The 11,991-nt window shown below is 39.2% G+C and carries 10 protein-coding genes; 9 read left to right on the top strand and 1 reads right to left on the bottom strand.

Annotated features, from left to right (window positions below):
* Positions 1-82: 82 nt before the first annotated feature.
* From purM to purD, 4 genes are all read left to right on the top strand, one after another.
* Complete coding sequence (gene purM, locus LO754_RS20695; protein ID WP_231785173.1) at positions 83-1,138, top strand: phosphoribosylformylglycinamidine cyclo-ligase; 1,056 nt, start codon at positions 83-85, stop codon at positions 1,136-1,138.
* On the top strand, positions 1,138-1,707 hold the full coding sequence (gene purN, locus LO754_RS20690; protein WP_024364463.1) for a phosphoribosylglycinamide formyltransferase: 570 nt from the start codon (positions 1,138-1,140) through the stop codon (positions 1,705-1,707). Before purM ends, purN begins: the two co-directional genes overlap by 1 nt.
* Before the next feature lie 187 nt (positions 1,708-1,894).
* On the top strand, positions 1,895-3,421 hold the full coding sequence (purH, locus tag LO754_RS20685) for a bifunctional phosphoribosylaminoimidazolecarboxamide formyltransferase/IMP cyclohydrolase (RefSeq protein WP_024364464.1): 1,527 nt from the start codon (positions 1,895-1,897) through the stop codon (positions 3,419-3,421).
* Positions 3,422-3,614: 193 nt separating this feature from the next.
* Complete coding sequence (gene purD, locus LO754_RS20680) at positions 3,615-4,871, top strand: phosphoribosylamine--glycine ligase (protein ID WP_024364465.1); 1,257 nt, start codon at positions 3,615-3,617, stop codon at positions 4,869-4,871.
* An 84-nt stretch (positions 4,872-4,955) separates the two neighbouring features.
* Here the strand turns inward: purD and LO754_RS20675 are convergent, their stop codons facing one another.
* Positions 4,956-5,399 (bottom strand): YgaP-like transmembrane domain, encoded by a 444-nt coding sequence (locus LO754_RS20675; protein ID WP_025220655.1) that lies wholly within the window; start codon positions 5,397-5,399, stop codon positions 4,956-4,958.
* Between the two features lie 311 nt (positions 5,400-5,710).
* Here LO754_RS20675 and LO754_RS20670 point away from each other — a divergent pair, with 311 nt between their 5' ends.
* The 5 genes from LO754_RS20670 (at position 5,711) to pcrA (ending at position 11,991) form a co-directional block, all read left to right on the top strand.
* Complete coding sequence (locus LO754_RS20670) at positions 5,711-7,432, top strand: adenine deaminase C-terminal domain-containing protein (protein WP_229387820.1); 1,722 nt, start codon at positions 5,711-5,713, stop codon at positions 7,430-7,432.
* An 86-nt stretch (positions 7,433-7,518) separates the two neighbouring features.
* Positions 7,519-8,571, top strand: a complete 1,053-nt coding sequence (locus LO754_RS20665) for a DUF3048 domain-containing protein (RefSeq protein WP_231785172.1) — start codon at positions 7,519-7,521, stop codon at positions 8,569-8,571.
* Positions 8,572-8,587: 16 nt separating this feature from the next.
* Positions 8,588-8,908, top strand: a complete 321-nt coding sequence (locus LO754_RS20660; RefSeq protein ID WP_004225717.1) for a YerC/YecD family TrpR-related protein — start codon at positions 8,588-8,590, stop codon at positions 8,906-8,908.
* Positions 8,909-9,017: 109 nt separating this feature from the next.
* Entirely contained in the window at positions 9,018-9,707 is a 690-nt protein-coding gene (gene pcrB, locus LO754_RS20655; RefSeq protein WP_024364469.1) for a heptaprenylglyceryl phosphate synthase, read from the top strand.
* 31 nt (positions 9,708-9,738) lie between these two features.
* Positions 9,739-11,991, top strand: coding sequence for a DNA helicase PcrA (pcrA, locus tag LO754_RS20650; protein WP_231785171.1), 2,253 nt, complete (start codon positions 9,739-9,741; stop codon positions 11,989-11,991).

Below are 11,991 nucleotides of genomic sequence, written 5' to 3'. Positions count from 1 at the left end.
GATGTTGAACATAATTTTGTACGATTCTCTATATGTAAAAGTTAGGGATTTGTGCTGAATTAATTTAAAGGAGGATCTCTGCATGTCAAAAGCATATGAACAAGCAGGTGTAAATATTGAAGCGGGCTACGAAGCTGTTAAACGAATGAAGTCTCACGTTGAACGTACGAATCGACTAGGTGTGATGGGTACATTTGGAGGCTTTGGTGGTATGTTTGACTTGTCAGAACTAAATCTTAAAGAACCTGTTTTAATTTCAGGGACAGATGGTGTTGGGACAAAATTAAAATTAGCTTTCATGGTAGACAAGCACGATACAATTGGCGTGGACTGTGTTGCTATGTGTGTAAACGATATTGTAGCGCAAGGTGCAGAACCACTTTACTTTTTAGATTACGTGGCACTTGGTAAAGCAGAACCAGCGAAAATTGAACAAATCGTCAAAGGTGTTGCAGATGGCTGTGTGCAATCTGGTGCTGCTTTAATCGGTGGTGAGACTGCGGAAATGCCAGGTCTTTATGAAGAAGATGAGTATGATTTAGCAGGATTTGCTGTAGGCGCTTGTGAAAAATCAGCAATCGTAACAGGTGAAAAAATTGTTGAAGGTGATGTGCTTATTGGATTAGCGTCAAGCGGCGTCCATTCGAACGGCTATTCATTAGTGCGTAAAATCGTGTTTGCTGACAACGGCTATGCAGTGGATGCAGTTGTTGAAGGCTTCGAAGACTTAGGCTCAATTGGTGAAGCACTGTTAGTCCCAACTAAATTATATGCAAAACCAGTTCTTGCAACATTAAAAGCGGCTGATGTGCATGGTTGTGCACATGTAACGGGTGGCGGTTTCTATGAGAACTTACCACGTATGATGCCAGAAGGCTTAGCAACAGAAATTGACCTAGGTTCTTGGCCGGTTCTTCGTATTTTCGAATTTTTAAAAGAAAAAGGTCAGCTTGAAGATAAAGATTTATATAATGTCTTCAATATGGGCATTGGTTTCGTATTGGCTGTACCAGCAGCAGAAGCAGATAAAGTTATTGCTACAGCAGAAGCGAATGGTGAAAAAGCATACAAAATCGGTCGCGTTGTGAAAGGCGAGGGCGTTGTATTTAACGGCTCACATGATGGGAGCTTAGTGTAATGATTGCACCAGTAAAAATTGCCGTCTTTGCTTCAGGGAGCGGCAGTAATTTCCAAGCGATTCAAGAAGCGATTGAACGTGGCGAACTACATGCTAAAGTGGAGCTTGTTGTGACAGATAAGCCTGCTGCATTTGTTGTGACGCGTGCAGAAAAATTTGGTATCCCCGTCCTAGCTTTAAATCCAAAAGAATTTGCATCGAAAGCAGACTACGAAACGGCGATTATTGAAGCCTTACGTGAATGTGGTGTGCAGTGGATTGTACTTGCAGGGTATATGCGTTTAATTAGCGAAGTATTATTGGCGGCATATCCACAGCGTATTGTGAATATCCACCCTTCACTGTTACCATCCTTCCCAGGCAAAGATGCTATTGGACAAGCAATTGCACATGGTGTGAAAGTGACGGGTGTTACGGTGCATTTTGTAGATGAAGGCATGGATACAGGGCCTATTATTGCACAAGCTGCAGTTGCTGTTATTGAAGGTGATCGTGAGGCAACTGAAATGGCCATTCATCAGCAAGAGCATGTGTTATATACAAAAGCATTACAACAATTATTAAAGTAATGGATTGGTAGGTAGTTAGGTTTGGCTCATTGTAACAGGAAACGCTAATTGTTCCTGTAAGATTCGCTCAAATCATGATGAACTCCGCTCAAGTAGAACGAGTCGTTCAATAAGCACCTAACGCCGCTAAATCAAGATGGATAGATAATTCGTGGCTTTACACGAGACAAATTAGGAGGATTTCGTTGTGACAAAACGTGCATTAATCAGTGTTTCCAATAAAGATGGTATTTTAGAATTTGCCAAAGAATTAGTGGCATTAGGTTATGAAATTTTATCAACTGGTGGTACAAAAAAAATGTTACAGGACAATAATGTCGCAGTAACAGCAGTGGATGAAGTAACAAAATTCCCAGAAATTTTAGATGGGCGTGTAAAAACTTTAAATCCAATGATCCACGGTGGACTATTAGGGAAATTCGATGATGCTTCTCATCAAGCGCAAATGAATGAGCATGGAATTGAACCAATTGAAATTGTTTGTGTTAATCTTTATCCGTTTGTTGAAACAATTTCAAAGCCTAATGTAACATGGGATGATGCCATCGAAAATATCGATATTGGTGGTCCAACAATGCTACGTTCAGCAGCTAAAAATCATCAATATGTAACAGTCATTGTAGATAGCAATGACTATGCAACTGTATTAGAAGAATTGAAAGCAACTGGTGCTACAACGATTGAAACACGTCGTAAGCTAGCAGCAAAGGTTTTCCGTCACACAGCAGCGTATGATTCTTATATTTCAAATCACTTAACAGAGGAAGCGTTCCCTGAAAGCCTAACGCTTACTTATGAATTAAAGCAAAACTTACGTTACGGTGAAAATCCTCATCAAAAAGCCGCGTTTTATCAAAAACGTCTTGGTTCGGATTTCTCATTAGCTTATGCTACGCAATTACACGGAAAAGAATTATCATACAATAACATTCAAGATGGTAATGCCGCACTTCAAATCGTGAAAGAATTTGAAATGCCTGCAGCAGTTGCTGTGAAGCATATGAATCCATGTGGTGTTGGTACAGGTGTAACGCTAGAAGAAGCTTTTGACAAAGCATATGCAGCCGATCCTACATCTATTTTCGGTGGAATTATTGCATTGAACATGGAAGTAGATGCGGCAACGGCAGAAAAGTTAAGCCATATTTTCTTAGAGATTATTATTGCGCCATCTTTCACGCAAGAAGCATTAGATATTCTTACACAAAAGAAAAATATTCGCTTATTAACAATTCCATTTGAGCAAGCTAAAAAAGATCAATTTAATGTTGTCTCTGTTGAAGGTGGCTTACTTGTACAAGAGCCAGACAGCTATGGCTTTGGTGATGCAGACATTAAAGTAGTGACAGATAGAGAGCCTACTGACAAAGAATGGGAAGCATTACAACTTGGCTGGGCTGTAGTTAAACATGTGAAATCAAATGCAATCGTTGTAACAGATTCTCAAATGACATTAGGTGTTGGCGCTGGTCAAATGAACCGTGTAGGTGCTGCGAAAATCGCTTTCGAACAAGCGGGTGATAAAGCAAAAGGTGCTGCTTTAGCATCTGACGCATTCTTCCCTATGAGTGATACAGTAGAAGCAGCTCATGCGGCAGGAATTACAGCCATTATTCAACCAGGTGGCTCTATTAAAGACCAAGATTCGATTGATAAAGCAAATGAGTACGGCATTGCAATGGTGTTTACAGGCGTACGTCACTTCAAGCATTAATCATCGCTATATAAAAATATACAATTAATAAAGGGTTTGTCCTAATAAGGAAAATAGTATACTGGGAGCGTTTCTAGTATACTATTTTTTCTATAAAAGCATATAAATGCTCTAACTCACATGAGGTTCGAAGGATTTACTTAGAGCAGCTTATTAGACAGCTCTTACTCTTAAAGAGGAGGATACACTAATTATGAACGTATTAGTTATAGGAAGTGGCGGTCGTGAGCATGCAATTGCCAAACAATTTAGCATTTCTCCGTCCGTAAAAAAAGTATTCGTAGCGCCAGGTAATGATGGGATGCGAGAAGATGTTGAAGTTGTTGCGATTGACACAATGGATTTTGCAGGACTTGCACAATTTGCTAAAGAAAACGAAGTAGATTTAACATTTGTTGGTCCAGAGCAACCACTTGCAGAAGGGATTGTCGATTTCTTTACGCAACGTGGTTTACGCGTATTTGGTCCAACGAAGGCAGCAGCGCAAATTGAAAGCAGTAAATCATATGCCAAAGATATTATGAATAAATATCATATTCCTACCGCTGCACATGCAACATTTACAGAATCAGAAAAAGCGATTGACTATATTAAAGCCCAAGGTGCACCAATTGTTATTAAGGCAGATGGCTTAGCGGCTGGTAAAGGTGTAGTAGTAGCTATGACAGAAGAAGAAGCGATTGATGCCGTACAGGATATGATCGGGAATCAGCGTTTCGGTGAGTCTTCATCTCGTGTAGTGATTGAAGAATTCCTTGATGGTGAAGAATTCTCCTTTATGTCTTTTGTACATAAAGGACAAATTTATCCAATGGTGATTGCACAAGACCATAAACGGGCTTATGACGGCGATAAAGGACCAAACACAGGTGGCATGGGTGCATATTCTCCTGTCCCACAAATATCGCAGGATGTAGTGGATGTCGCCTATCGAACAGTAGTTGAGCCGACTGTTAAAGGAATGGAAGCAGATGGGGTATCATTTACGGGTATTTTGTATGCGGGTCTAATTTTAACAAAAACGGGTCCTAAAGTAATCGAATTCAATGCGCGCTTTGGTGATCCAGAAACGCAGGTCGTCCTTCCACGCATGCAATCCGATTTCGGTGCCTTTATGAACGCATTAATGGAGGAAAAACCATTTGATTTGCAATGGTCAAATGAAGCGATGTTAGGCGTTGTTATTGCTGCTGAAGGATATCCTGGTGATGTGGAGAAAGGAAATGCGTTACCGAACTTAGAAACACTTTCAGCTTCACATGCAGTCTACCATGCAGGTACGAAGTTTGTAGATGGAAAATATGTAGGGAATGGTGGGCGTGTTTTACTTGTCGCGGCAAAAGCATCTACCTTACAAGAAGCACAAGAAAAAGTTTATGCTGGCATTGCCACAGTTGAATGGAACAACTTCTTCTATCGCAAAGATATTGGCTGGCGTACATTTAAATAACATTTACAAATATTTTTCATAGACTTTTCATTTCTCTAAAAAGTAAGGAGCCGTCTCAAATTTGTATTGAGACGGCTTCTTTGACTAAGAAGGATTTTGTGCTTTTGTTGTAGAATTTTTACTGTCCGAGGAATGTTGGTTTGAAGTGCTGGTGTCAGATGAGTTAGAAGCACTTGCAGTTATATCTGACGAATTACCAGTAATCGCAGAGGAGAAATCCTTCATTAGCTTACCAATCTGTTCAGAGGACATTGGATTTTGTTCAGAAGACATAGAATTTTGCCCACTGAACATACTTTGCATAGAGGTGTTCATGGCAGTTTCCACATTTGTGTTTAACATTGCCTTTGCAGGACAATATTTAAAAATACCCTCAGCCATTTTCATTGCCCCTAATGCGATCATCAGTCGACTTTTCAAACAGTTAGGATTTCTTGAAACTTTAGCGATACCAAATGCCGTCATACTTGTGCCAAGGGCAAAACGGCAAAAGGCATTTTTATCACTAAGATTTGCTTGTTGCATCATATCATTTCCTCCTTTAGTCATAGTGGAAAAAATAAAGCGGGGTGCACTTTGCTTTATGAAAGTGCTGTGTTACGATTGAAACAAGATGATTGCATAAAGCATTATTTTGCTTCATGTTGCAGATAATCTGAAATGAAGATGTACATGGCTCGGTTTTTGAAAGGCGTCAACTTGTGAGTCCTATTCAAAATGCGAACGCCAATACATCCATATGCACAATGAATGCAAAAGCGTTTATGCAGTAGTAGTATGTGAATTCAAATAGGAATTACACAATGAAATTTTACGCAAATTAGGAAGGAGCGATTTACATGGATCCAGTATGGAAAATTACGGAATTGCGTCAGCATTTAGCTGTTATAGATGGCAAAAAATCGCCTAATATTGTCTTAAAAAATGCACGTTATTTACATAGCATGCTGAAACAATGGGTGATAGGGAATATTTGGATTGCAGGAGACCGTATCGTGTATGCGGGAGAAAAAATGCCTCCAGTAATAGATGAAACAGAAATAGTGGATTGTTCGGATAAAACGATTGTACCTGGCTACATTGAACCACATGTTCATCCGTTCCAGTTGTATCATCCTCAATCCTTTGCTGATTTTTGTGGGCAACTTGGGACTACAGCTTTTATATCGGATAATTTAAGCTTCGTCTTATCTTTAGAAAACAAGAAAGCGTTTTCAATATTAGATGACTTAAAGAAATTACCGTTTTCGTTTTATTGGTGGACGCGCTTTGATTCACAAACAGAAATGGAGCAAGAGGAAGAAATTTTTTCAAACACTTCGATTTTAGAATGGTTAGAACGTGACGATGTATTGTTAGGTGGAGAGCTAACGGGCTGGCCTCGTTTACTGCATGGTGATGATTTAATGCTTTATCGCATGCAAATGGCGAAAGGATATGGTAAAAAGATTGAAGGTCATTTTCCAGGTGCATCAGAGCGCACTTTAGCGCGGATGAAATTACTTGGTGCAGATGGAGACCACGAAGCCATGACGGTGGAAGAAGTAGAACGTCGTATTATGCAAGGATTTGCCGTAACGCTTCGTCATTCTTCAATTCGTCCAGATTTACCAAATCTATTGAAAGGAATCGTAGAAAAACAACTACCGATATTCGACCATTTAATGATGACAACGGATGGCTCAACACCATCATTCCATCAGGATGGTGTGATGGATAAATGTATTCAAGTCGCATTAGATGCAGGGGTTTCACCAATCGATGCTTACCAAATGGCATCCTATAATGTTGCGCGTTATTACAATATGTCGAACTTACATGGTTTTATTGCGACGGGACGCTTTGCCTCACTAAATATTCTACAAGATGAATATCATCCAATACCGGAAAGTGTACTATCAAAAGGTGTTTGGTTAAAGCGTGATGGAGAACGGGTGCATCGTTTTGCTGACATAGATTATTCAGCAATTCCTTCTTTTGATTTGGACTTTTCGCTAACCTCTCATGATTTCCAATTTTCAATGCCATTTGGAATTGAATTAGTAAATGACGTTATAACGAAACCTTATAATTCATTGATTACACGAGAAGGGCAGCTTGCAAACCATGATGAAAGTTATTTAATGCTGATTAATCGAAGTGGTAACTGGCATGTTAATACGATGATTAAAGGTTTTGCCACAAACGTTCAAGGTTTTGCCTCCTCCTATTCAAATACTGGGGATATTTTGCTTATCGGCAAAAATAAAGACGATATGCAAAAGGCATTTGAAGAGATGAAGGCAATGCGTGGAGGCATTGTGCTTGTAGAAAAGGGAGAGGTCGTAGCATCTGTTCCGTTAACTATCGGTGGTATTCTGTATCAAGGGAATATGGAGGAACTGACAGTGAAGGAGCTTGATTTAAAACAAGCATTGGCAGAACGTGGCTATCGTTTAGGAGATGCCATTTATACTTTGCTATTTTTACAATCTACGCATTTGCCGTATATTCGAATAACACCAAAAGGGATTTTTGATGTCCTGAAGAATAAATTATTATTACCAGCAGTAATGCGGTAGTTAAAGTAGTACAATTTATATAGCGCCAGAGCACCAGCAAATAGACATTACATCAGAGCGGCATTGACTAAAGGAGAGTAATGCAAGTGTTAAAATCAAAAAAACTACTAGTTGGCTTAGCATTAAGCGCCTTGTTCATCGGTGGATGTTCAAAAGATGCATCTGAATCAGATGAGGAAGCAACGAAAGTAGATGACAAGCCAGCTATTGAAGAGCCTGCAAAGCAAGAGACATTTGTGGCACCGTTAACAGGAGAGAGTGTTGAAGAAGAAGTAACACAGCGTCCAATTATAGTGACCATTAATAATCATCCTGCCGCGCGCCCTCAATCAGGTTTGGCATCCGCAGATATTATTTATGAAATGCTAGCTGAAGGTGACGTTACGCGTTTACTAGCAGTCTATCAAAGTGATTTACCAGAAAACATTGGCTCAGTACGAAGTGCACGTTCATATTTTGTAGATATGGCAAAAGGTCTTGGGGCATTTTATGTCGCACATGGCTACAGCCCAGAGGCAAAAGCGATGCTTAGCAATAATGTTGTGGATAATATAAATGGTATGAATTACGATGGTACACTGTTTAAACGCTCGAATGATCGCGTAGCTCCACATAACTCTTATATTACCTCTGAAAATATATTAAAAGGTGCTGAAAAAGTAGGCGCTTCAATGAATTACAGTGAAAAAGTGCATCAGGCTTTTTATGAACCCGATGAACGTGGTAAAATAGGCGTTGAAACAAGTCAAGTTGACATTAACTATGGGAATAGTAATTATTTCCACAATACGTATGTGTACGATCATCAAACGAATCGTTATGGACGACAATCGGCAGGCGTGGAAACGAAAGATATGTTGACAGGCGAAGCATTAACATTTGCAAATGTGTTATTTTTTGAAATGAATCACCAAACAATTGATAATGTGGGTCGTCAAGATATTGATTTAACCTCTGGTGGAAATGCGTATGTATTGCAAAATGGTTATTTAAGAGAAGTAAAATGGGCTAATATCGATGGATTACCAATGGCTGTCGAAGAATCTGGTGACCTTGTAAAGCTAGTTCCAGGAAAGTCATGGGTTCATTTCGTACCAGCTTCACCAGGGTTACAAGCAATGGTGAAAACGCAGCCTTAAGAGGGAGGAAAACTGTATGCAAATCGAAAAAATTCGAGGGCATCAAACAGATCAGTTATTTAAAGCAGTACTAGAACTGAAGGACATTGAAGAATGCTATAAATTTTTTGATGATTTATGTACGATTAGTGAAATTCAATCACTAGCACAACGCTTTGAGGTAGCACATTTATTACGTTTAAAGAAAACCTATGAATCCATTAAAAAGGAGACAGGGGCAAGTACCGCAACAATTTCTCGTGTACGTCGCTGCTTTGATTATGGTAACGATACATATGATGAAATGTTAGGTCGTTTGTATCCAGATGAAAAGCCGTTTCAAGCACCAAAAGAATAGTAGGTAAGAGGCTGGGTAGAGTTTCTGCTCAGTCTTTTATATTTTTTTGTAGAGAGCCATAAGCTATACTTGTAAACGAATAGATAGAAAATGATAGGTGGTAAAATAGATGGATTATTTAGAGTGGAGACATGTGTTCAAGTTAGACCCAGCAAAGGACATATCGGATGAAGCACTAGAAAAAATTTGTGAATCTGGAACGGATGTTATTTTGGTCGGCGGCACAGATGGCGTAACATTAGATGGCGTATTAGATTTGCTTGTCCGTGTGCGTCGCTTTGAAGTACCAATAGCGCTGGAAATTTCAACAATTGATGCAGTAACGCCTGGCTATGACTATTATTTTATTCCAACGGTGTTAAATAGTGATGACCCGAAATGGATTAAAAATTTACACCATGAGGCTATTAAAGAATATGGTGATATTATGGTTTGGGATGAGTTAGTAGCTGAAGGGTATTGTATTTTAAATCCAAATTGTAAAGTTGCAGAAGTAACACAAGCGAATACCGATTTATCGACGGATGATGTAGTGGCCTATGCACGAATGGCAGAAAACTTCTTTAAACTGCCTGTATTTTATTTAGAATATAGTGGAGAATATGGCGATATTGCAATAGTACGTGCGGTGAAAAATGAATTGCAAAATACAAAGCTCTTTTACGGTGGTGGCATAACTTCTTCTAAGCAAGCTGCTGAAATGGCACAAGTTGCTGATACTGTAGTTGTGGGAAATATTATATATGAGGATTTAAAAGCTGCACTTTCGACTGTTAAGGCTGTAAAAAATGCGATATAATTAAGAACAAATGTTTGTAAGGCGGTGCGAAATGGAGCATTTAACAAAAAACTTATTAGTAGGTATGAACCCCGAACAGGAAAAAGCAGTAAAAACAACTGAAGGGACATTGCTAATTATGGCAGGCGCTGGTTCGGGCAAAACGAGAGTACTAACACATCGTATTGCGTACTTAATCATAGAAAAAGAAGTATACCCATCAAAGATTTTAGCGATTACGTTCACGAATAAGGCTGCTCGTGAAATGAGAGAGCGGATAGATGGCATTCTCGGAAATGGAACGGGCGACAGCATGTGGGTATCAACATTTCACTCGATGTGCGTACGCATTTTGCGCCGTAATATCGAGCAACTAGGTATTTCACGCAACTTCTCGATTTTAGATTCGACAGATCAGCTATCAGTTATTAAAAATGTTTTAAAAGATGAAAATATTGACCCTAAGCGTTTTGAACCACGTGCTATTTTAAATGCGATTAGTTCAGCAAAAAATGAATGCATAACTGCAGATGAATATGCATCGCAAATCAATGAACATAATCCGTATGAAAAAACGGTTGCCCTTGTTTATAAAGGCTATGAAAAAAGATTACGACGCAATCAGTCACTAGATTTTGATGATTTAATCATGACAACGATTACCTTATTTAAACGAGTACCTGAAGTATTAGAATACTATCAAAATAAATTTCAATATATTCATGTTGACGAATATCAAGATACTAATAAATCGCAATATTTATTAGTGCAATTACTTGCGAAAAAATTTAAAAATATTTGTGTCGTAGGGGATTCCGACCAATCCATTTATCGTTGGCGAGGCGCTGATATTGGCAATATTTTATCGTTCGAAAAAGATTATCCAAATGCTAAGGTCATTATGTTAGAGCAAAATTATCGCTCTACAAAGCGCATCCTCCAAGCGGCAAATGACGTCATTCAAAATAATACAAGCCGTTATCCGAAAGAGCTGCGCACAGAAAATGCACATGGTGAAAAAATTGCTTTATATAAGGCATATAATGAGCAGGAAGAAGCGCAGTTTGTCGTGCAAACAATCCAACAGCTTATGGAGAAGGAAAATCGTTCATTTGATGATTTCGCCATCTTATACCGTACAAATGCACAGTCTCGTGTGATGGAAGAAGTGCTTGTGAAGTCCAATATGGCGTATCAAATTGTGGGTGGTACAAAATTCTATGACCGTAAAGAAATAAAGGATTTATTGGCGTATTTACGTCTAATCGCCAACAATGACGATGATTTATCGCTTGCGCGTATTATCAACGAACCGAAGCGTAGTATTGGTGCTACCTCATTTGAAAAAATGGCACGCTATGCAATTGATCAGGATCGCTCCATTTTTGATGCGATGAATGATCTAATCTTTATGGGACTAACAGGAAAAGCTGCTGCTTCAGCAGAACATTTTTATGCAATGATTAAAGGTTTTACAGAAATGCAAAATTACTTATCTGTGACGGAAATCGTGGAACAAGTAATTGAGAAATCAGGCTATCGTGCGATGTTACAAAACGAAAAGTCTATTGAAGCGGAAAGTCGTTTAGAAAATATTGAGGAATTTTTATCTGTAACAAAAGCGTTTGAAGAACGCAGTGAAGATAAGAGCTTAATTGCCTTCTTGACGGACTTAGCTCTTATTGCCGATATCGATGCGCTTGACAAGGAAGATGCATCAAAAGGCAATATTATTTTAATGACGATGCATGCTGCAAAAGGATTAGAATTCCCTGTCGTTTTCATTATTGGCATGGAAGAAAATATTTTCCCTCACTCTCGTTCTTTAGACGACAACGATGAAATGGAAGAGGAACGACGACTGGCATATGTTGGCATTACACGGGCAGAGGAACGGTTGTATTTAACATGTGCACAATCGCGTACAATTTTTGGTCGTTCAAGCTTTAACAATGCTTCCCGTTTCTTACGTGAAATTTCAGAGGACATTTTAGAGTCAATTTCCAAAGGTGGTTCAAAACCTGAAGTACCATTTGCATCAAGTAATCGCTCGTCTAGTGGGTATTCAAAACGCACACTTGGCGCGCACCAGCATACACAACCAGCAACTGCACGCCTGCAAGCAACTGGAGGCGACCAATTCGGTTGGAAGGCTGGGGATAAAGCGATTCATAAAAAATGGGGAACAGGTATGGTTGTTAGCGTAAAAGGTGAAGGTGATAGTACAGAACTTGATATCGCATTTCCACAACCAATCGGTATTAAGCGACTATTGGCGCAATTTGCACCTATTGAAAAAGCGTAA

The organism is Lysinibacillus sp. GJ-1 (assembly GCF_021166035.1).
GTDB lineage: Bacteria > Bacillota > Bacilli > Bacillales_A > Planococcaceae > Lysinibacillus > Lysinibacillus sphaericus.
The sequence above is the reverse complement of the archived record's forward strand: the minus strand, read 5'-3'. Positions and strand labels throughout refer to the sequence as shown.

Coding starts and splice junctions, on each gene's coding strand:
- purM (WP_231785173.1), top strand. CDS start 83: ATGTCAAAAGCATATGAACAAGCAGGTGTAAATATTGAAGCGGGCTAC.
- purN (WP_024364463.1), top strand. CDS start 1,138: ATGATTGCACCAGTAAAAATTGCCGTCTTTGCTTCAGGGAGCGGCAGT.
- purD (WP_024364465.1), top strand. CDS start 3,615: ATGAACGTATTAGTTATAGGAAGTGGCGGTCGTGAGCATGCAATTGCC.
- LO754_RS20675 (WP_025220655.1), bottom strand. CDS start 5,399: ATGATGCAACAAGCAAATCTTAGTGATAAAAATGCCTTTTGCCGTTTT.
- LO754_RS20670 (WP_229387820.1), top strand. CDS start 5,711: ATGGATCCAGTATGGAAAATTACGGAATTGCGTCAGCATTTAGCTGTT.
- LO754_RS20660 (WP_004225717.1), top strand. CDS start 8,588: ATGCAAATCGAAAAAATTCGAGGGCATCAAACAGATCAGTTATTTAAA.
- pcrB (WP_024364469.1), top strand. CDS start 9,018: ATGGATTATTTAGAGTGGAGACATGTGTTCAAGTTAGACCCAGCAAAG.
- pcrA (WP_231785171.1), top strand. CDS start 9,739: ATGGAGCATTTAACAAAAAACTTATTAGTAGGTATGAACCCCGAACAG.